Here is a 19,426-nt window from a genome sequence, read left to right on the forward strand (position 1 = left end):
CACGCTCCCTCGCCACAAGGTCATTCGGGGATGCGCAGCACCTGGCCCGGATAGATCTTGTCCGGATGCGACAGCATCGGCTTGTTGGCCTCGAAGATCTTGTTGTACTTGTTGGCGTCGCCGTATTCGGCCTTGGAGATCGCGCTGAGGGTATCGCCCTTCTTCACCGTGACGAAACGTGCTGCCGTCGCGACCGGCCCGGTCACGGTGATCTGGTCGTCCACACTGCCGACCCCGGCGATGTTGCCCAGGGCCAACAGGATCTTTTCCTTCTCCTCCTGGCTCGCCACTTCGCCTGTGACCGTGACCTTGTCCCCGTCCACGGTCGCCTGGACGTTCGGGTTGCCCAGGCCGACCTTGCTGATGTGATCCTTCAGCTGATCGCCGGCGTTGGCGTTGCCCGGCGTCAGCAGATCGATCAGTTTCTCGCCCGCCTCTTTCACAAAACTGAAAATGCTCATCGTGTTCTCTCCATGGAATCAAGGGTCAGTCGACAAAGCCTAGACCACCCCGCGCGGAGCCGGTTCCGGCCCGACCAATGACCCTGCCCCCGCACAGGCGTTAGAATCGCCCACCCCCAACCCGCGCCCCGGAGCGAAGATGGACATCAAGCAGCTGAAATTCCTCATCGCCCTCGACGAGACCCGTCACTTCGGCCAGGCCGCGGCCCGTTGCCACGTCACTCAGCCGACGCTGTCGATGCGCCTGCGCAGCCTCGAAGAAGAGCTGGACCTGCCGCTGGTCAACCGCGGCCAGCGCTTCGAAGGCTTCACGGCGCCGGGGGAGCGGGTGCTGGCCTGGGCGCGCACGGTGCTGGCGGCCTACGACGGCTTGCAGGCCGAAGCGGCGGCCTGCCGCGGCAACCTGATCGGCACATTGCGGCTGGGGGTCGTGCCGTTGTCGAGTTTCGACGCCGTGCCGCTGATGCGCCAGCTGCACGGGCAGCACCCGAACCTGCGCTTCGAGCTGTCGTCGCTCAGCTCCGAGCAGGTACTCGAACACCTGGCCAACAACCGCATCGACCTGGGCGTGTCCTACCTGGACCGCCTGGACAGCGAGCGCTTCGAGTCCCTCGAACTGAGCGAGACCCGCATGGGCCTGCTCTACGATCAGCGCTGCTTCACCTTCGGCGAGGCGCCGCTGAGCTGGGAGTCGCTGATCGAACTGCCGCTGGGCATGCTCACCAGCGGCATGCACTTTCGCCAGTCCATCGACCACAACTTCCACAGCCGCGGCCTGACCCCGCAGCCCTTGCTGCAGACCGACGCTGTCCATCAATTGCTGCAAGCCGTGCACGGCGGCCTGTGCTGCGCCGTGATGCCGCTGGACGGCGGCCTGGAAAACCTCACCGATCACCTGCGCCTGCAACCGATCGAAAGCGCCCGCACCCTCGCACCGCTGGGTCTGATCATGCGGCGCGGGGCACCCCGCTCGGCGTTGGCCGAGGCCTGTTTCGCGCTGTACCGGAAATCGCCGGCAGCCGCTTGATCGACGGCATCTATCGGAAGATCGACACTAGCGATTAGACGCGACAACTTGACGCGCCTAGGCTTAACGTTGATCAATCCGTCGGTGATGCCATGAACGCCAAGCGCCCTGCCTGCGCGGCGCCTGCTGTCGAAACGGGCGCGCCCGCCGCGAGCCGCACCTACAGCTACAGCGACCTTCCCCAAAACGAATCGGCCGCCACCGCCCTGGCCGAGGAAGTCGCCTTGGCGATCGCCTACAACGGCATCAGCCAGGCCGTCATGCTGGTGAGCCCGACCGACCTGGAAGACTTCATCGTCGGCTTCAGCCTGGGCAGCGGCATCATCGAAGACGCCGCCGACATCTATGACCTGCAACTGACCGGCTCAGGCCAGGCGCAGTACGCGCAGGTGACCATCGCCAACCGCGCTTTCTGGAACCTCAAGCAACAGCGTCGGCAACTGGCCGGCACCAGCGGCTGCGGGTTGTGCGGCGTGGAAGCGGTGGAACAGGCGCTGCCCGAACTCGCCGAACTGCCCGGCGCGCCCTTGCCGCCGCCGCAGTGGCTCGACGGCCTGCGCCAGCGCATCAGCGAGTTCCAGCCGCTGGGCCAGCACTGCGGCGCCGTGCATGCGGCGGTGTTCATGAACGCCAATGGCGAGCTGCTGCTGGGCCGCGAAGACATCGGCCGGCACAACGCCCTCGACAAGCTGATCGGCGGCCTGGTGCGGCAAAAGATTTCCACAGCCGGCGGTGCGGCGATCGTCACCAGCCGCTGCAGCCTAGAACTGATCCAGAAAGTCCTGCGGGCCGGCATCCAGACCCTCGTCAGCCTGTCGGCGCCCACCGGCCTCGCGGTGCAGTGGGCCCGCCGGCACAACCTCAATCTCATCCACCTGCCGCAGAAGAACGCGCCGCGGGTGTACAGCCCAGAAAGGGAGAAACACCTGTGAGCCAACATCATCAAGCCGACCAGAAACCCGTCCCGCGCTACAAGCCGTACAAAGGCCCGGCCGGCGGCTGGGGCGCCCTGATCAGCGTGGCCCAGGCCTGGCTGACCAGCGACAACGCGCTGAAGAACCTGCGCATGATGCTCAAGACCAACCAGAACGGCGGCTTCGACTGCCCCGGCTGCGCCTGGGGCGATTCGCCGGAAAGCGGGATGGTGAAGTTCTGCGAGAACGGCGCCAAGGCCGTGAACTGGGAAGCGACCAAGCGCCGGGTGGACGCGAAGTTCTTCGCCAAGCACAGCGTCACCTCGCTGCTGGAGCAGAGCGACTACTGGCTGGAGTACCAGGGCCGCCTGACCGAGCCGATGGTGTACGACGCCGAGACCGACCGCTACAAGGCCATCGCCTGGGACGACGCCTTCGCGTTGATCGGCAGGCACCTGCAAGCCCTGTCGAGCCCGGATCAGGCCGAGTTCTACACCTCGGGCCGGGCCAGCAACGAAGCGGCGTACCTCTATCAGCTGTTCGTACGCGCCTACGGCACCAACAACTTCCCCGACTGCTCGAACATGTGCCATGAGGCCAGCGGCGTGGCGCTGGCGCAGAGTGTCGGCGTCGGCAAGGGCACCGTGACCTTCGACGACTTCGAGCATGCCGATGCGATTTTCGTCTGGGGCCAGAACCCCGGCACCAACCACCCGCGGATGCTCGAACCGCTGCGCGAGGCGGTCAAGCGCGGCGCCCAGGTGGTGTGCATCAACCCGTTGAAGGAACGTGGCCTGGAACGCTTCCAGCACCCGCAGCATCCGCTGGAGATGCTGACCAACGGCGACAAGCCGACCAACACCGCGTATTTCCGTCCGGCCCTGGGCGGCGACATGGCGGTGCTGCGCGGCATGGCCAAGTTCCTGCTGCAATGGGAGCGCGATGCGCAGAAGGCCGGTGCCCCCGCCGTGTTCGACCACGGCTTCCTCAATGAACACAGCGTCAACGTGCTGGATTACCTGGCCGTCGTCGACGACACGCCGTGGGAACAGATCGTTGCGCAATCGGGCCTGACCCTGGTGGAGATCGAACGGGCCGCGCGGATGTACGCCAAGGGCAAGAACGTGATCATGTGCTGGGCGATGGGCATCACCCAGCACCGCCACTCGGTGCCGACCATCCAGGAAATCGCCAACCTGATGCTGCTGCGCGGCAACATCGGCAGGCCCGGCGCCGGCCTGTGCCCGGTGCGCGGCCACAGCAATGTGCAGGGCGACCGCACCATGGGCATCAACGAACGTCCGCCGGCGGCGTTCCTCGACGCCCTGGAGCGGCGCTTCCAGTTCAAGGTGCCACGCCACAACGGCCACAACGTGGTCGAGGCGATCCATGCCATGGCCGAAGGGCGCGCCAAGGTGTTCATCGGCCTGGGCGGCAACTTCGCCCAGGCCACCCCGGACAGCCCGCGCACCTTCCAGGCCCTGCGCAACTGCGACCTGACCGTGCAGATCAGCACCAAGCTCAACCGCAGCCACCTGGCCCACGGCAAGGACGCGCTGATCCTGCCGTGCCTGGGCCGCACCGACATCGACCTGCAGGGCGAAGGCCCGCAAGCGGTCACCGTGGAAGACTCCTTCAGCATGGTGCACGCCTCCAACGGCCAGTTGCAGCCGCTGTCGAACCAGATGCGTTCGGAACCGTCGATCATCGCCGGCATCGCCGCCGCGACCCTGGGCAGCAAGCCCGTGGACTGGAACTGGCTGGTGGCCGACTACCGGCGCATCCGCGACCTGATCGCCGACACCATTCCGGCCTTCAAGGACTTCAACGAGAAGGTCAAGCACCCGGGCGGCTTCTACCTCGGCAACACCGCCGGCGCACGCAAGTGGAACACCGCCTCGGGCCGGGCCAACTTCAAGGCCAACGCCCTGCCCAAGGATCTGATCCACGAACGCACCCGCGCCACGGGGCAACTGCCGGACCTGATCCTGCAGTCGATGCGTTCCCACGATCAGTACAACACCACCATCTATGGCCTCGACGACCGCTACCGCGGCGTGAAGGGCCAGCGCGACGTGCTGTTCGCCAACGAAGCCGACATCATCCGCCTGGGCTTCAAGCCGGGCCAGAAGGCCGACATCGTGTCGCTGTGGGAAGACGGCCGCGAGCGTCGGGTGAAGGGCTTCACCCTCTTGGCGTTCGACATTCCCGCCGGCCAGGCGGCGGCCTACTACCCGGAAGTGAACCCGCTGGTGCCGCTGGAAAGCGTCGGCGACGGCAGCCATACGCCGACTTCGAAGTTCATCGCGATCCGCCTGGAGGCTGCGAGCGAAACCGGGCTGATCATGTCCAAGTCTGCGTAATGGTGATGAGGGCGCTCGCTCCCGCTGGAGTCCGAAGGACTCCCGTTCGGTGTCAAGCTCCCTCGCCCCGGCGCATTTTCGAACGCCCACAAAAAAGGCCGCTTCTGCATGAAAGCGGCCTTTTCGAAGTAGCTAAAGACCGGTGAAAATCGGTTAAGTTCCAACCAAAAAACAATAACTTAGCGAATTGTGCACAAGTCGTGCTACTCGTCGGATTTCGATTGTCACGCCTATTCCACAGCCTCAGGATCGCGCCGTCATCCCTTTGAGGCTCCGCTATGAAGTTCTCCTCGATTCTCTTGTTGTCCCTTGGCCTGGTCAGTGGCGTCGCCTCTGCCGGAGGCACCGCTGAAGCAGGCGTGGGCGGCGCATTGGGCGGGGTGCTTGGTTCGGTCGTCGGCCAGTCCTTGGGCGGCAGCACCGGCTCCACCATCGGCGCGGCCCTGGGCGGCGCAGGCGGCAGTGCGGTCGGCGCAGACAAACGCAGCCGCGGCGAAGCCGCCATCGGCGGTGCGCTGGGCGCAGCCGGCGGCAACGTGGTCGGCCGCAGCATGGGCGGCACCACCGGCAGCCTGATCGGCGCAGCGGCAGGCGGCGGCGCCGGCGGCGCGCTGGGTAACTACATGGGCAACAAGAGCGATGACGACGACCGTCGTTACGACCGCCGTCACGATGACCGTCGCTACTACCGCGACCATCACCCTGGCCGTGGCCACGCCTACGGCCACCGCAAGCATCACCGCTACTACCGCGACTGAGGCCTCAGCGCCCCGTTGCCCGGTGAACCGAGAAACGCAGCCTGAAGGCTGCGTTTTTTTTTGCCTGTCACACCACCAGGCCTTCCAGTGCCTGCCGCAGTTGCGGCGGAATCGGCGCAGGCCGGTTGCTGGCCCGGTCGACGAACACATGGACGAACTGTCCGGCGGCGCAGGCTTCGCTTTCGCCGGCCTTGAACACCGCCAGTTCGTACTGCACCGAACTGTTGCCCAGCTTGCCGACCCGCAGACCGACTTCGATCAGGTCCGGAAACGCGATCGAAGCGAAGTAGTCGCACGACGAGCTGACCACGAACCCCACGACCTCCCCGTCATGGATATCCAACCCGCCCACCTGGATCAGGTACGTGTTCACCGCCGTATCGAAGAAGCTGTAATAGGTGACGTTGTTGACGTGACCGTAAGCGTCGTTATCGTGCCAGCGGGTGGTGATCGGCTGGAAGTGCGGGTATTCGCTGCGTTGCGGCATCGGATTGGACATCGGTGTCAGTTCCTGAAGTCGGGTGGTGAGTCTAAGGTCAAATCCGTGCCGTTCCCAATCGCCGGCAAGCTCGCGACGGGGACTCAGTCATCGGCGAATCCCTTGCCCTGCGCCGCCAGCTCACCGATCAACCGCGCCGGCTTCCACTGATCCCCCTGCCGTGTCTCCAACGCCAGCAAGCGCTGGTGGATGTCCGCCAGCCCCTGGGAATCCGCCCAGGCCATCGGCCCGCCCTTGTCCGCCGGGAAACCGTAGCCGTTCAGGTACACCAGATCGATGTCATGGGCGCAGCGGGCAATGCCTTCCTGAAGGATCTTCGCCCCCTCGTTGACCAGCGCCAGCAAGCACCGCTCCAGAACCTCCTCAGGCCCGATCACGCGACGATGGAAGCCCAGCCGTTCGCTGACCTCCAGCACCAGCGCGTCCACCTCCGGATCATGCTCGGCCTGCCGGCTGCCCGGCTCATAGCGGTAGTAGCCGCTGCCGGATTTCTGGCCGAACCGCCCGAGTTCGCACAAGCGGTTGTCCACCTGGATCTCCGGGGCGTCCTGTCCCTTGCCGGCCAACTCCCGGGCCCGCCACTCCAGGTCGATGCCGACCACGTCATACATGCGAAACGGGCCCATGGCGAAGCCGAAGCCCTGCAAGGCGGCGTCGACCTGTTGTGGATAAGCGCCCTCCAGCAGCATCTTGCGGGCTTCAAGCACATACGGGTGCAGCATGCGGTTGCCGATGAAACCGTGGCAATTGCCCGAGACCACACTGACCTTGCCCATGCGCGCCCCCAGCGCCAGCGCTGCCTCCAGCACCGCCGGCGAGGTCTGCGCGCCGCGCACGATCTCCAGCAGTTTCATGATGTGCGCCGGGCTGAAGAAATGCAGGCCCAGCACCTGGGCCGGCCGCCGCGTCGCGGCGGCGATCGCATCGATGTCCAGCGCCGAGGTGTTGCTGGCCAGCAGCGCCCCGGGCTTGAGCAGGCCGTCGAGCTCGCGGAAGATCTTCTGCTTGAGCTCCAGGTTTTCGTACACCGCTTCGATCACCAGATCGACATTGCGGATCGCGATGTAGTCCGCCGCCGAGGTGATGCGGGCGACACGGGCGTCGGCCTCGTCCTGCCCGATGCGCCCCTGGCGCACGTTGTGGGCATAGGTGTCGGCCACTGCGGCCAGCGCCTGCTCCAGCATCTGCGGATTGTTGTCGACCCACTGCACCGCCACGCCGGCATTGGCCAGGCACATGACGATGCCGCGGCCCATGGTGCCGGCGCCGATCACGGCAGCCTGGCGGATTTCGAAGGATGTCTGGCTCATTGCGGTTCTCTTGTTGGCGACCCGAAGACAGGTTTCACCCTAGTCAACCGACGGCCGTTTTAGAAGCCCGTTCCCGTGATGATCGACATTCAGCGGATGGATGCGGCCACGCCACCGTCTTGACTCAGCCGTGCGGCGCCTGGGCTGAAGCCTTCGCCGGCCGGATGGCTCTCACAGGGATCATGGGTGAATGCGGAGCCTGCGATCACCGCAGCGTCGGAGCCACCGGACAGGTGCCGCTCCACCCAGGCGCGCACCTCGGCATAGGGATAGGCTTCCAGTGCCCCATGGCCGGCGATCGTCCGCGCCTTGAGCTTGGTGAACAACGGCGCGCCGATGCCGCAGAGAAACCGGGTCAGCCGCTGCGCCGAAGGTGGGTTGCCCGTGTGCTGTCCGTGCCTGTGGATAAAAGCCCCGCACAATGCCGCGAACGACTTATCCACAAGCGCCGGCAGCTTCGGCGGCAAGGGGAGCGTTGCGACCTGGCCGTTGCATACCGAACAGTGCCCGCACTGCACCGGCGCGTCATGGTCGCCGAAGTGTTCGGCCAGTCGGCGCCCCAGGCAGCGTTCAGAGGCGAACAGCTCGAGCATGGCGTGTATCCGCGCCACTTCGGTTCGCTCGTGGCGGGAGAAATGTCCATGCAACTCGCGGCTCAAGGCCTGGCTGTCGAAGCCGCTGTCCAGCACGCCGTAGACCTCGGTCATCTGCTTGCTTTCCAGCTCGATCCAGCCCTTTTCCTGAAAGTGATCCAGCGCCTTCACCACCCGGCCCCGCTCGGCGCCGTAGTGTCGGGACAAGGCGTCGAAGTCCACCGTGGCCCAGGTGCGCGCGCGGGGCGAGGCCTGGATGAGCGCTGCGACGAAGGCCCGGCGCTCGCCGTCGAAACGCTCCAGCAACGCCTCCGGCTCCAGCAGGTACTTGAAGCGGTACTCGGCGTAATAGGCGTAGCGCGGCGCAATCAGCCCCTTAAGTTCCAGTTGCACCAACAGTGTCTTGAGCGGCAGCGCACGGATATTGCTCCGATCCGCCAGCGGGCCCTGCAGGAACTCCCACTGACCGTGACCGGCCGCCAGCACTTCGTCCAGCACGCAACGGATGCCGTCCTGTTCCGGCGTGTCGCCGTACACAAAGTTCTCCAGCACGTTCAGGCTGTCGCGGTTGGCCAGCACCAGGCACTCCGAACGTTGCCCGTCACGCCCGGCGCGGCCGATTTCCTGGCTGTAGTTCTCGATGGATTTGGGCAGGTCGAGATGCACCACGTGGCGGATGTCCCGCTTGTCGATGCCCATGCCGAACGCGATGGTGGCGACGATGCAGTGGGTCTGCCCGGCCATGAAGCGCTTCTGCACCGCCTCCCGCCGATCCCCCGGCAAGCCGGCGTGATAGGCCTCGGCGGGAATCCCGTGACGGCCCAGATGCTCGGCGATCTGCTCGGCGGTCTTTTGCAGGGTGACGTAGACGATACCCGGCCGGCCCGCACGTTCGCCCATCCATTCCACCAGCCGGCGGCGCTTGTCCTGCCCCTGAACCGGTTCCACCCGCAGGTCGAGGTTGGGCCGGTAGAAGCCCGTGGTCACCACATCCCCGGCGGCGATGGCGAACCTGGCCTGCATGTCGGCGATGACCTGCGGCGTCGCCGTGGCGGTCAGCAACAGGGCCTGTGGAATGCCGAACTGACGTTGGTAGTCCGGCAGCTTGAGGTAGTCGGGCCGGAAGTTGTGGCCCCACTCCGAGATGCAATGGGCCTCGTCCACCACCAGCAGCGAGATCGGCACCTGCTGGAGGAAATGGCGAAAGCGCTCGTTCTTCAGGCGCTCCACCGAAACCATCAGGATCTTCAGCTCGCCGGAGCGGGCACGGGCCATCACGGCATTGGCCTCGTCACGGCTTTGCGCCGAGTCGATGCTGCCGGCCGCAATGCCGTGGCGCGCGAGGAACGCCAACTGGTCCTGCATCAGCGCCAGCAACGGAGAAATCACCAGGGTGAGGTGCGGCAGCAGCAATGCCGGCAACTGGTAGCACAGCGACTTGCCCGAGCCTGTGGGGAAGATAGCCGCCGCCGGACGCCCGGCCAGCACCGCGGTGACCGTGGCCTCCTGGCCGGGACGGAACTGTGGATAACCGAAGACCCGCTTCAGGGTGTCGTGCATGGGCTGTCGCTCCTTGACTGCTGACGAGACCACAGCCTAGCGGACGACCGCAGCGAGTCGAGGGAGCCCGCAAAGCAAATCGATACGGAATGATACAGCCCCGCCGAAGGCATCGGCGCCTGCATCAAAAGACACACTTTGCCGCTCGCCGACGCGCCGGACGGAGGCTAGGGTGGCCGCCCATTGACCTGCGTTTACCTGCATCGCGCCATGACGGCGGATGTGCGCACGTCATCCGCAAAGGAATCGTTCATGCTGCACAGACTGACCTTGACCCTCGCCTTGCTCATCGCACCGCCGCTGCTGAACGGCTGCGTACCGATCCCCGAGGACTTCCAGCCCCAGGCCGGGCTCGCGGGCCCCGCATCCGCCGGCACGGCGTAGACCCCGCCGCACGTCAGGGCCGCAGCGAGGCCACCCGCAGTTGCTCGTTCACCGTCTGCTCATGCAGACCTTGGCTGCGGCTGGCCCACAGCGCATGGGCAGGGCTGATGTCGCCGGTGAACGCCGCCGCCAACTGGCGCAGGTCGGCGACATTGCGCACCCGCGGGCAAAACGCTTGTCCGTCGCAGTTCAGGCTGGCGTTGCGGTAGGTGCCCAGCAAGCCTTCCCACAGGCCGTCGCGCACCCGGCGGATCGACTCCAGGCGCACCTGCGGCACCTCCAGGCGCCGCTTCAGCCCCTGCTCGTCCAGCGCCTCGCTGGCCAGCAAGGCCTTGGCGAACATCAGCACTTCGGCACGGGAGGCCGTATCGACGTTCGCCTGGCTGGTCAGCGCGTCCGGCCAGCCGCTGCGCTCAAGATTCGTCAGCACCAGCGCATTGCCCGCATCGGAAGCGATGCCCGGGCGGCAAGCGCCCACCCACAACAACAAGATCGAGGCCATTCTTAGCCACTGCATACCCAATTCCCTTTAAGCGTGTATCGGACGCACGGAAACGCCCTACGGATTCTGGCGCGCACCATACAGAGGTTTCACAAGAATCGCCTGAGAATCGGGTAGGAAATTTGACCGCTAAGGGTTTAGCCCTGAAAAGCCGCGAAAACGCGTAGGGCAAATCCTCAATCCCCGGTAAAACCCTTACAAAGTCTGTCCATTGCGGCTGTCTTGTCCCACCTTCACCCGCACTCCTATAGTGGCCGGCGCAACTGAAGCGTGACTTCGTACAGGACACCTCCGAGCCATGAACACGTTCAACCCGATGCCCGACCGCTATCGTCCCCTCAAGACCAGTTACAACGACAGCCCGACACTGGTCATCGACACCGAGGCCCGCCACGGCGATCTGCTCGACGCGGCGCAACAGCGCATCCGCGCCGCCAGCGATCTGCTGGAAACCCTTTACTGCATGTGTTTCAAGCAAGCGGATGTCAAAGACATCCCTAACATCGTCAATGCCCTTTATTTGTTGACGCAAGACGGTTGTGAACTACTTGAAGTCGCAAAACAGCAACTAAGGCATACCGGCTAACTCAATAGGCGGCACAAACCCGGCAATAATCCATCGCTTCAACCGCAGAACGGTGACCACTAGCCTGCTTGCTCTTACATCAAACAAGAGCAACGTCATGACAACTTTGACCATTTTCTTCTGCGGCACAGGCTCGACCCGGCTCGACACGACCCATGCCAACTACTGGGACGGCGAGTTGGTGTCCTCCCTCGCCTCCCGTCACACCGGCCGCGAGTTCGCCGAGTGGATCGTGATCGACGGCCCCGGCACCGGCAACCTGCAGGCCGACGAACTGTTTGTGCAGAACAAGGACTACGGGCTCAGCGGCACGCTGTTCGGCAAAGGCTGGGAGGAGAACGTCCAGCATGCGATCAATGTCATCAAGGGCAAATGCACCTGGCAGCGCCAGCGGCTGACGGAGGCCGAGTACAACCGCCTCAAGGCGGCCGGCATTCCCATCGAAGACGTGAAGACCGAAGGATCCTGGTTCTGGCGAAAGTACAACTACGGCGAACGCAGCATTACCCAACAAGCCCTTCAGGAACAGATCATCAAGACCTTCCGCAAGGACGGCGTCATTCCCACCCAGGTCAATCTCGTGGGCTGGAGCCGGGGAGGCATCAGTTGCCATATGCTGGCCAATGCGATGTACAACGATGCGCAACTTGCCCACATTCCGGTGAACATCTTCGCCATTGATCCGGTGCCGGGCATCGGCAACTTTCAGGAACACCGCATCAAGCTCAACCGCAACGTGAAAGAGTATGTCGGGTTCTACGCCCGGGACGAACGCTCCAAAGGCTTCAGTTGCGTGATCCCGCAAACCGCCGTCGGCACCCGCACCCATGTCTACCCGATGCCCGGCCGCCACGCCACCCTGGTCGGCAACGCGTCCGCCGACGGCGTCAGCGGCCCCAAGGCCTTGCCCGAACCAGGCCTAATGGTTCGCCACTTCGCCGAAGTGTGCCTGCAACGCTGGGGCACCCCGTTGAGCAAGCCCCTCAAGCTGAGCGATGCCACCCTCAAGGGCCACGGCGACGCGATGGTGCGCGACGCGGCCAAGTACAAGCTCATGGAGAAATGCTCCTACACCTGGTTCACCGAGCTGGACGAAGGCGAGCGCTATGTCTCGCTGGGCAGCAACGGCGTCAGGTTCTCGGCGGTAAAGGGCGGGATCTACGCGCCGGGCAGCGGGCTGACGACCAGCGTGCTGGATGTGGAGGCGTACCGGCACATCCGTTGATGTGCATAGCACCGGACAGTCGTTTCCCGCCCGCGGGGCAGCGGTGCCCGCCGAGCCGCGGGCAGGATCCGGCAAGGAAGACGCCCACAAAAAAGCCGCCCCAAGGGGCGGCTTCTTCATGCGCAGAACCAGACCTTACAGCTTCGGCCCGGCAGCCTTGATCGCGTCGCTCACTTCGAACTTCTTGAAGTTCTCGATGAACAGACCGGCCAACGCTTTGGCGGCTTCGTCGTAGGCAGCCTTGTCAGCCCAGGTGTTGCGCGGGTTGAGCAGGTTGGTTTCGACGCCCGGCACGGCCAGCGGCACGTCCAGGTTGATGGTGTCCAGGTGCTCGGTTTCGGCACCGATCAGCGCGCCGCTCTGGATCGCTGCGATCACCGCACGGGTGGTCGGGATGTTGAAGCGTTTGCCGACGCCGTAGCCACCGCCGGTCCAGCCGGTGTTGACCAGGTAGACCTTGGAGTTGAAGCCCTTGATGCGCTTGATCAGCAGCTCGGCGTACTCGCCTGCCGGACGCGGGAAGAACGGTGCGCCGAAGCAGGTGGAGAAGGTCGACTTGATGCCGCTGCCCGAACCCATTTCAGTCGATCCCACCAGAGCGGTGTAGCCGGACAGGAAGTGGTAGGCCGCCTGCTCGTTGTTCAGGATAGACACCGGCGGCAGAACGCCGGTCAGGTCGCAGGTCAGGAAGATCACGGCGTTCGGCTCGCCGCCCAGGTTCTTCTCGGAACGCTTGGCGACGTGCTCCAGCGGGTAGGCTGCGCGGCTGTTCTGGGTCAGGCTGACATCGGCGTAGTCGGCGTGCTTGGCGTCGTCGATGACGACGTTCTCCAGCACCGCGCCGTGCTTGATGGCTTTCCAGATCACCGGCTCGTTCTTCTCGGACAGGTCGATGCACTTGGCATAGCAACCGCCTTCGATGTTGAACACCACGCCTTCGCCCCAGCCGTGTTCGTCGTCACCGATCAGGTAACGGCTTTCGTCGGCGGACAGGGTGGTCTTGCCGGTGCCGGACAGACCGAAGAACAGGGTCACGTCGCCTTCTTCGCCGATGTTGGCGGCGCAGTGCATCGGCAGCACGTCGGCGGCCGGCAGCAGGAAGTTCTGCACGGAGAACATGGCTTTCTTCATTTCACCGGCGTAACGCATGCCGGCGATCAGCACTTTCTTCTGGGCGAAGTTGATGATCACGCAACCGTCGGAGTTGGTGCCGTCACGCTCCGGCACGCACTCGAAGTTGGCGACGTTGAGCACTTGCCACTCGTCGCGGCCGGCCGGGTTGTATTGCGCAGGGTTGATGAACAGGCAACGGCCGAACAGGTTCTGCCAGGCGGTCTGGGTGGTCATCTTCACGGCCAGGTAGTGCTCGGCCGCCGCACCTACATGCACGTGGGAAACGAAGTGCTCTTGCGCATTGTTGAAGGCTTCGACCCGGGCCCACAGCGCGTCGAACTTGTCGGCCGGGAACTTGCGGTTGATCGGGCCCCAGGCGATGGCGGCCTGGGTGGAAGGCTCTTCAACGATGAAACGGTCGACTGGCGAACGGCCGGTGCGGTGACCGGTGCGGACAACCAGGGCGCCGGTATCGGCAAGCTCGCCCTCACCGCGTTTCAGGGCTTCTTTTACCAGATCATCAACACTCAGATCGGTGTACACGGCGTTATTGGCTTGCGTCATGAGTTTCCCCGTCGGCCAGTGGCCGAGTGTGCTCCAAACGTTTTGTAGTAGAAAGTCGTGCACTACTACCGCGAAAAAAGTGCGCCGGATTATGCCAGAAAAGCCCAAAAAGAGTAGGGCCCTCCCGTCGTAACGGCGTTAATCCGTCGCCGGGCAGTGAATTTACCTGCGCTGAAACGTTTTAGTGCCGGGTATCTGACGGTGTCTCGACACCCGCGCCGGCGAACAATTGAGCGATGTCCGCCGCGTCGAACAGGTAGCGCTCGTTGCAGAACTGGCAATCGATCTCGACCTGGCCGCCGTGTTCGGCCACCAACTGCTGCGCATCCTCAAGACCCAGACTGACCAGCGCATTGCCCGAACGCTCCCGGGAGCAGCTGCAGCGGAAACGCAGTTTCTGCACATCGAACAGGCGCACCTGCTCTTCATGGTAGAGGCGATGGAGCACGGTTTCGTTGTCCAGGCTCAGCAGTTCGTCGGCGGTCAGGGTGCTGGCCAGCGCAGTGATGTGCTGCCAGCTCGCGGCGCGCTCCTCTTCGTCCTTCAGGCGGTCGGCCGGCAGTTGCTGCAGCAGCAGGCCACGGGCGCGACGGCCGTCGGCGTACAGCTTGAAGCGGGTGCCCACCTGCTGGGACATGACGAAGTAGTTGGTGAAGCAGTCGGACAGGGTCTCGCCGTCGAGGTCGACGATGCCCTGGTAGCGCTGGCCGGCGGTCGGGTCGACGGTCAGGGCCAGCACGCCGTTGGGCATCAGGTCGGCCAGGGACGCGTTCGGCGCGATCTGATCGGCGTGGTAGCGGGCCAGGCCACGGATCTCGCGCTCGCTGGAGCACTCGATCATAAGCAGCGGCACCGGGCCTTCGGAGCGGGCCTGAAGGATCAGCAGACCGTCGAATTTGAGGGTGCCCACCAGCAGCGAGGCGGCCGCCATGAGCTCGCCCAGCAGCTGCGCCACCGGCTCCGGATAGGGGTGCTTGGCGAGGACTTCGGCGTAACTGCGCTCCAGCGCCACCAGTTCGCCGCGGGTGTCGCTGTCATCGAAGATGAAGCGTTGGGTGTAGTCGGTATCCGGGAAATCGGTCATGGGCTCGGTATCTGAATAAGATGACAAAATGGTTACAAAAGATGAAAATTTGCGCTTCTTGGCACCCTTTTTGGTGCGCCTGTTCTGCCACGGGAGGCATTTTATGAACAATCCGGGTTTGTTCCAATCAAGGTGGAACCTCGGCCGGCTGGTTCTGTGCAACGCGGTGCCGTTGGCACTGCTGGCTTTCTGGTTATGGCCTACGGGCCAGATGCTGTGTTCGGTTTTCGACGAGTGGCTGTTCCGCTCACTCAACGCGCCATTGGCCAGCAACCCCATATGGCTCCACATCTGGGCAATTGCAAGTCTGCGCCCTTTCGACATCGTGGTCGGCCTGATCCTCCTGACACTGCTGATCAAGGGCGACTGGGTCTTCAAGGCCACCGACGTGCGCCGCGCCTTCTTCGGTTTCTTCTCGATCCTGCTGCTGATGGTGGTCATCCGCGCCCTGTTCTCCAAGTTCGCCGACCACATGGGCTGGCAGCACAGCAGCCCGTCGATGGTGCTGGAGGGGGCGGTGCACATCAGCGATTTCTTCCCGCACCTGGAAAAGACCTGGGAGCTGAAGGACCGTTCGAGCCAGAGCTTCCCCGGTGACCACGCTTCGGTGCTGCTGATCTGGGCGCTGTTCATGGGCGTGTTCAGCCGCACCGCCGGCCAGCGCCTGACGGTCTGGGGCCTGGCGCTGCTGTTCATGCTGCCGCGGCTGGTGGCCGGCGCGCATTGGGGCCAGGACGACTACATCGGCGGTCTGCTGCTGGCCGTGTGGGCGCTGGGCTGGGGCTACTACACGCCGTTCGCGCACCATGCCGCGAACTTCTGGCTGAAGGTGACGGCGCCGGTCTTCGCCCTGCTGGGCAAGTTGCCGGTGGTGTCGCGGATGAGTGTGGTGCGCGGCGTCTGATACTGCCTCGGTTGCGGGCAGGCTCGCTCCCGCACTGGTCGAACAGCGTTCGACCGGGCCTGCCCTGAATCCAACGAAACAGCGGCGCTATTCGCCGCTGCTGCTCCCACGAAACTTGAACAGATCCCGCCGCTGTTTCTTGCTCGGCTTGCCGTCGGTGCTCACCCCCAGCGCGCCGGCCTTGCGCATCGCCGCTGCCGCTTCGCGCTTGGCGACGCTGGCGTCGGTCTCGGCATACAGCGTCTGCGCCTCGGGCGCGCCGCGGCGCACGATCGACAAGGCCTGAACCACCACCGTGCGTTCATCGAAGCCGGTGCGGATCTCGAATTCATCGCCGATGCGTGGCTCTTTGCCAGGCTTGCAACGCTCCCCCCGACAATGCACCTTGCCGCTCTCGATGGCCGCCTTGGCCAACGCACGGGTTTTGTAGAACCGCGCCGCCCACAGCCATTTGTCGAGACGGACCTTGTCGTCCTCTTCGCTTTTTTGTGCCATGGATTTTCCTCATTCTGAAATATTGGTGAACTGTACTACCGTTTCTGTCGTGCCATGAACGGCGCCGTCCCGGATTACAATCCGGCCCGCAGATATCTGTCGCCTTTTAACCCTTATTCTGCGTGAATACCGCCATTGCGGCCCCCGGGCCGGACGGTCTCACCGGCTGAGCATTTTTTTGAAGACATTTGACCATTTGACCGTCGTCGGTCTGCGCGAGTGGGTGGCGCTCCCGGATCTGGGAGTGGCGGGCCTGCGGGCGAAGATCGACACCGGCGCCAGCACCTCCAGCCTCCACGCCACCGACATCGAGCCGTTCGAGCGCGACGGCGAGAAGTGGGTGCGCTTCACCGCGCACCTGGGCACGGTGGTGCAACTGCGCCACCGGCGCTGCGAAGCACCGCTGGTCACCCGAAAGACCATCAAGAGCTCCAACGGCCAGGCCCAGGTGCGCTACGTGATCAGCACCACCCTGGCCCTGGGCGACCGGGTCTGGCCGGTCGAATTCACCCTCGCCTGCCGCAAGTCCATGCGCTATCGCCTGCTGCTCGGTTCCAAAGCCCTGATCGACGGTCAGTTGGTGGTCAGTCCGGGCGTCAAGTATGTACAAGACAAGCCGGTGTTCCCGGTATCTACCTCCTCCACAGGTGTTGCATGAAGATCGCTGTGCTGTCGCGGAACCCGCGTCTGTATTCCACCCGCCGTCTGGTCGAAGCCGGAACCGAACGCGGGCATGAAATGGTGGTGATCGACACCTTGCGCGCCTACATGAACATCGCCAGCCACAAGCCGCAGATCCACTACCGCGGCAAGCCGCTGGAAGGCTTCGACGCGGTGATCCCGCGGATCGGCGCGTCGGTGACGTTCTACGGCTGCGCGGTGTTGCGTCAGTTCGAGATGATGGGGGTGTTTCCGCTCAACGAATCGGTGGCCATCGCCCGTTCGCGGGACAAGCTGCGTTCGCTGCAGCTGCTGTCGCGCCGCGGCATCGGCCTGCCGGTGACCGGCTTCGCCCACTCGCCGGACGACATTCCCGACCTGATCGACATGGTCAACGGCGCCCCCCTGGTGATCAAGGTGCTGGAAGGCACCCAGGGCATCGGCGTGGTGCTGTGCGAAACCGCGACCGCCGCCGAGTCCGTGATCGAGGCGTTCATGGGCCTGAAGCAGAACATCATGGTGCAGGAATACATCAAGGAAGCCGGCGGCGCGGACATCCGCTGCTTCGTGGTCGGCGACAAGGTGATCGCGGCGATGAAGCGCCAGGCCAAGCCGGGGGAGTTCCGCTCCAACCTGCACCGCGGCGGCAGCGCCAGCCTGATCAAGATCACCCCCGAGGAACGCATGACCGCCCTGCGGGCCGCCAAGGTGATGGGGCTGACCGTGGCCGGCGTGGACATCCTGCGCTCCAATCACGGGCCGCTGGTGATGGAGGTGAACTCCTCGCCCGGTCTGGAAGGGATCGAGACCACCACCGGCAAGAACGTGGCCGGGATCATCATCGAACACCTCGAGAAGAACGGCGGGCCGAACATGACCCGCACCAAGGGCAAAGGCTGACCTTCACAGAAGGGGCGGCCGCAAGGCCGCCATCGCGGGCAGGCTCGCTCCCACAGATTCCGCGCCGTTCACGACGGCTGTGAACGCCCCAGATCAATGTGGGAGCGAGCCTGCTCGCGATGAGGCCCTCAGTCCCACGGAAGATCCGGCCCGCTAGACCGCATCCCGCGGCAGCATCAACCCCAACGGCAACCGCACCCGCGCCTCCAGCCCGCCGCCGGAGCGGTTGCGCAGTTCCACGTTGCCGCCGTGCATCGAAGCGATCCGCTTGACGATCGCCAGGCCCAGCCCGGTGCCCTTGCCGCCCCGTGCGCGGTCGCCGCGGGTGAACGGGTTGAAGATCGCCTCCAGCTCCGCCGGGTCGATCCCCGCCCCGCGGTCCATCACGCTCAGCACCACATACGGAGCGCTGGTGTCGCCGGACACGTAGGCCGCCACCTCCACGCCGCTGCCGGCATGGTTCAGCGCGTTGCCGATCAGGTTATTGAGCAGGCGCTTCATCGACACCCGGCGCAGCGGGAACGGCTGGATCGGCTCCAGGCGCAGGCGCACCTTTTCTTCGTTCTGGTTGTAGGGCGCCGCCACCTCGCGCACCAGGTCGCTCAGGTCCACCTCCTCCACCGTCTCGTCCCGTCCGTCACGGATGAAGGCCAGGAACTGGTCGAGGATCGCGTCCATGTCTTCGATGTCGCGCACCATGTCGTTGGTGAGGTCGGTGCGGTCGCCCATCAGTTCCAGCGACAGCCGCAACCGGGTGAGCGGCGTGCGCAGGTCATGGGAAACCCCGGCCAGCATCAGTTCGCGCTCGCGGCCCGCCTGCTCCACGTCTTCGGCCATCTGGTTGAAGGCGCGGTACACCTCGGTCATCTCGCTGGGGGTGTCGCTGATCGGCAGCCGCACGCTGCGGCCCTGGCCGAGTTGCCGGGCGGCATAGACCAGGCGCTTGAGCGGCTGGTTGAGCTGGCTGACGAAGATCCACGCCGACGCGGTGGACAGCAGCCCGATGGCCAGGAACCAGCCGAGCACGTTCCAGATCTTCTGCCCGCGCAACGGGTGCGGGTACAGCGGCACCTTCAGCCAGCCGTCGCCCAGGCTCGGCGCCCGCACCCACAAGGCCGGCGGCGAATGCATGCGCAGACGCACTTCGGTGTCGGCGCCGAGTTCGGCCTGCATCTGCCGCTGGTAGATCTCGCTGTACGGCCAATGCTGCTCGCCTTCCGGCACCCCGGCGCCCACCACCCGGATCAGGGTCGCGGCATCGGCGATCTTCGCGCGGTTCTCTTCGTCGGCCGCCCAATAGGCGCGCAGCGTCAGGGCGACGCCGTGGCTGTATTGGCGGTCCACCAGCACGTCCTCGTTCATCAGCAGGTACACCAGGGTCAGGGCCTTGGAGAACAGCACGACGATGAGCACCAGCCACAAGGTGCGGGAAAAGAAACTTTGGGGGAACCAGACGGGGGTCTTCATGAATAGCCGCTACACGCTTGCAGGAGCGAGCCATGCTCGCACATTGCGGAGGGCGAG

General features: G+C 64.7%; 18 protein-coding genes and 1 pseudogene. 10 read left to right on the forward strand and 9 right to left on the reverse strand.

Translation table 11 applies throughout. The annotated features are described in order from the left end of the window. Positions 1 to 20: 20 nt before the first annotated feature. Positions 21 to 461, reverse strand: coding sequence for a peptidoglycan-binding protein LysM (gene lysM, locus CAG33_RS16415; protein ID WP_085581934.1), 441 nt, complete (start codon positions 459 to 461; stop codon positions 21 to 23). Between the two features lie 139 nt (positions 462 to 600). On the opposite strand from lysM, the gene CAG33_RS16420 reads away from it, so the two are divergent. From CAG33_RS16420 to CAG33_RS16435, 4 genes are all read left to right on the forward strand, one after another. Then, on the forward strand, positions 601 to 1,488 hold the full coding sequence (locus CAG33_RS16420; protein WP_085631914.1) for a LysR family transcriptional regulator: 888 nt from the start codon (positions 601 to 603) through the stop codon (positions 1,486 to 1,488). Between the two features lie 92 nt (positions 1,489 to 1,580). Continuing rightward, positions 1,581 to 2,420, forward strand: a complete 840-nt coding sequence (gene fdhD / locus CAG33_RS16425) for a formate dehydrogenase accessory sulfurtransferase FdhD (RefSeq protein WP_085581939.1) — start codon at positions 1,581 to 1,583, stop codon at positions 2,418 to 2,420. Next, positions 2,417 to 4,765 (forward strand): FdhF/YdeP family oxidoreductase, encoded by a 2,349-nt coding sequence (locus CAG33_RS16430; protein WP_085581941.1) that lies wholly within the window; start codon positions 2,417 to 2,419, stop codon positions 4,763 to 4,765. Before fdhD ends, CAG33_RS16430 begins: the two co-directional genes overlap by 4 nt. A gap of 278 nt (positions 4,766 to 5,043) precedes the next feature. Further along, positions 5,044 to 5,523 (forward strand): YMGG-like glycine zipper-containing protein, encoded by a 480-nt coding sequence (locus tag CAG33_RS16435; protein WP_085581944.1) that lies wholly within the window; start codon positions 5,044 to 5,046, stop codon positions 5,521 to 5,523. Positions 5,524 to 5,590: 67 nt separating this feature from the next. On the opposite strand, the gene CAG33_RS16440 is transcribed toward CAG33_RS16435, so the two are convergent. The 3 genes and pseudogenes from CAG33_RS16440 to CAG33_RS16450 all read right to left on the reverse strand — a co-directional run. Beyond that, a complete protein-coding gene (locus CAG33_RS16440) occupies positions 5,591 to 6,022 on the reverse strand; it encodes a thioesterase family protein (RefSeq protein ID WP_085639431.1) in 432 nt (143 codons plus the stop codon). Positions 6,023 to 6,105: 83 nt separating this feature from the next. Then, entirely contained in the window at positions 6,106 to 7,332 is a 1,227-nt protein-coding gene (locus CAG33_RS16445) for a 3-hydroxyacyl-CoA dehydrogenase (RefSeq protein WP_085639434.1), read from the reverse strand. Between the two features lie 230 nt (positions 7,333 to 7,562). Continuing rightward, positions 7,563 to 9,485 (reverse strand): annotated as a pseudogene (locus tag CAG33_RS16450) (ATP-dependent DNA helicase RecQ); the annotation flags it as partial. 252 nt (positions 9,486 to 9,737) lie between these two features. Between CAG33_RS16450 and CAG33_RS28780 the strand changes: the two are divergent. Then, on the forward strand, positions 9,738 to 9,869 hold the full coding sequence (locus CAG33_RS28780) for a hypothetical protein (protein ID WP_256576451.1): 132 nt from the start codon (positions 9,738 to 9,740) through the stop codon (positions 9,867 to 9,869). Between the two features lie 13 nt (positions 9,870 to 9,882). Here CAG33_RS28780 and CAG33_RS16455 read toward each other — a convergent pair whose 3' ends face one another. Beyond that, positions 9,883 to 10,386: a polysaccharide deacetylase gene (locus CAG33_RS16455; RefSeq protein ID WP_085639440.1), complete on the reverse strand. Its 504-nt coding sequence runs from the start codon at positions 10,384 to 10,386 to the stop codon at positions 9,883 to 9,885. Positions 10,387 to 10,669: 283 nt separating this feature from the next. Here CAG33_RS16455 and CAG33_RS16460 point away from each other — a divergent pair, with 283 nt between their 5' ends. Further along, complete coding sequence (locus CAG33_RS16460) at positions 10,670 to 10,957, forward strand: hypothetical protein (protein WP_170930018.1); 288 nt, start codon at positions 10,670 to 10,672, stop codon at positions 10,955 to 10,957. Positions 10,958 to 11,054: 97 nt separating this feature from the next. Beyond that, positions 11,055 to 12,182, forward strand: coding sequence for a hypothetical protein (locus tag CAG33_RS16465; RefSeq protein ID WP_085631907.1), 1,128 nt, complete (start codon positions 11,055 to 11,057; stop codon positions 12,180 to 12,182). 135 nt (positions 12,183 to 12,317) lie between these two features. Here CAG33_RS16465 and CAG33_RS16470 read toward each other — a convergent pair whose 3' ends face one another. Both CAG33_RS16470 and hslO read right to left on the reverse strand, forming a co-directional pair. Then, the gene (locus tag CAG33_RS16470; RefSeq protein ID WP_085581956.1) at positions 12,318 to 13,859 is read right to left on the reverse strand and encodes a phosphoenolpyruvate carboxykinase; all 1,542 of its coding nucleotides are present in this window, start codon (positions 13,857 to 13,859) and stop codon (positions 12,318 to 12,320) included. Between the two features lie 181 nt (positions 13,860 to 14,040). Further along, positions 14,041 to 14,943, reverse strand: a complete 903-nt coding sequence (gene hslO / locus CAG33_RS16475) for an Hsp33 family molecular chaperone HslO (RefSeq protein WP_085581958.1) — start codon at positions 14,941 to 14,943, stop codon at positions 14,041 to 14,043. A gap of 103 nt (positions 14,944 to 15,046) precedes the next feature. Between hslO and CAG33_RS16480 the strand changes: the two genes are divergently transcribed. Next, the gene (locus tag CAG33_RS16480) at positions 15,047 to 15,847 is read left to right on the forward strand and encodes a phosphatase PAP2 family protein (protein ID WP_085581960.1); all 801 of its coding nucleotides are present in this window, start codon (positions 15,047 to 15,049) and stop codon (positions 15,845 to 15,847) included. An 87-nt stretch (positions 15,848 to 15,934) separates the two neighbouring features. Here CAG33_RS16480 and CAG33_RS16485 read toward each other — a convergent pair whose 3' ends face one another. Then, positions 15,935 to 16,342, reverse strand: a complete 408-nt coding sequence (locus CAG33_RS16485; protein WP_085581962.1) for an RNA-binding S4 domain-containing protein — start codon at positions 16,340 to 16,342, stop codon at positions 15,935 to 15,937. A 211-nt stretch (positions 16,343 to 16,553) separates the two neighbouring features. On the opposite strand from CAG33_RS16485, the gene CAG33_RS16490 reads away from it, so the two are divergent. Together CAG33_RS16490 and rimK are read left to right on the forward strand one after the other, a co-directional pair. Next, the gene (locus tag CAG33_RS16490) at positions 16,554 to 17,000 is read left to right on the forward strand and encodes an ATP-dependent zinc protease (protein ID WP_170930020.1); all 447 of its coding nucleotides are present in this window, start codon (positions 16,554 to 16,556) and stop codon (positions 16,998 to 17,000) included. After that, complete coding sequence (gene rimK / locus CAG33_RS16495) at positions 16,997 to 17,902, forward strand: 30S ribosomal protein S6--L-glutamate ligase (protein WP_065257794.1); 906 nt, start codon at positions 16,997 to 16,999, stop codon at positions 17,900 to 17,902. Before CAG33_RS16490 ends, rimK begins: the two co-directional genes overlap by 4 nt. 153 nt (positions 17,903 to 18,055) lie before the next feature. Here the strand turns inward: rimK and CAG33_RS16500 are convergent, their stop codons facing one another. Further along, positions 18,056 to 19,369, reverse strand: coding sequence for an ATP-binding protein (locus CAG33_RS16500; RefSeq protein WP_085581966.1), 1,314 nt, complete (start codon positions 19,367 to 19,369; stop codon positions 18,056 to 18,058). Positions 19,370 to 19,426 lie beyond the last annotated feature (57 nt).

Source organism: Pseudomonas sp. B3(2017) (assembly GCF_002113595.1).
Lineage (GTDB): Bacteria > Pseudomonadota > Gammaproteobacteria > Pseudomonadales > Pseudomonadaceae > Aquipseudomonas > Aquipseudomonas ekonensis.

Bases quoted from the DNA above. Each gene is read 5' to 3' on its own strand.
- lysM (WP_085581934.1), bottom strand. From the start codon at position 461: ATGAGCATTTTCAGTTTTGTGAAAGAGGCGGGCGAGAAACTGATCGAT.
- CAG33_RS16420 (WP_085631914.1), top strand. From the start codon at position 601: ATGGACATCAAGCAGCTGAAATTCCTCATCGCCCTCGACGAGACCCGT.
- fdhD (WP_085581939.1), top strand. From the start codon at position 1,581: ATGAACGCCAAGCGCCCTGCCTGCGCGGCGCCTGCTGTCGAAACGGGC.
- CAG33_RS16435 (WP_085581944.1), top strand. From the start codon at position 5,044: ATGAAGTTCTCCTCGATTCTCTTGTTGTCCCTTGGCCTGGTCAGTGGC.
- CAG33_RS16440 (WP_085639431.1), bottom strand. From the start codon at position 6,022: ATGTCCAATCCGATGCCGCAACGCAGCGAATACCCGCACTTCCAGCCG.
- CAG33_RS16445 (WP_085639434.1), bottom strand. From the start codon at position 7,332: ATGAGCCAGACATCCTTCGAAATCCGCCAGGCTGCCGTGATCGGCGCC.
- CAG33_RS28780 (WP_256576451.1), top strand. From the start codon at position 9,738: ATGCTGCACAGACTGACCTTGACCCTCGCCTTGCTCATCGCACCGCCG.
- CAG33_RS16455 (WP_085639440.1), bottom strand. From the start codon at position 10,386: ATGCAGTGGCTAAGAATGGCCTCGATCTTGTTGTTGTGGGTGGGCGCT.
- CAG33_RS16460 (WP_170930018.1), top strand. From the start codon at position 10,670: ATGAACACGTTCAACCCGATGCCCGACCGCTATCGTCCCCTCAAGACC.
- CAG33_RS16465 (WP_085631907.1), top strand. From the start codon at position 11,055: ATGACAACTTTGACCATTTTCTTCTGCGGCACAGGCTCGACCCGGCTC.
- CAG33_RS16470 (WP_085581956.1), bottom strand. From the start codon at position 13,859: ATGACGCAAGCCAATAACGCCGTGTACACCGATCTGAGTGTTGATGAT.
- hslO (WP_085581958.1), bottom strand. From the start codon at position 14,943: ATGACCGATTTCCCGGATACCGACTACACCCAACGCTTCATCTTCGAT.
- CAG33_RS16480 (WP_085581960.1), top strand. From the start codon at position 15,047: ATGAACAATCCGGGTTTGTTCCAATCAAGGTGGAACCTCGGCCGGCTG.
- CAG33_RS16485 (WP_085581962.1), bottom strand. From the start codon at position 16,342: ATGGCACAAAAAAGCGAAGAGGACGACAAGGTCCGTCTCGACAAATGG.
- rimK (WP_065257794.1), top strand. From the start codon at position 16,997: ATGAAGATCGCTGTGCTGTCGCGGAACCCGCGTCTGTATTCCACCCGC.
- CAG33_RS16500 (WP_085581966.1), bottom strand. From the start codon at position 19,369: ATGAAGACCCCCGTCTGGTTCCCCCAAAGTTTCTTTTCCCGCACCTTG.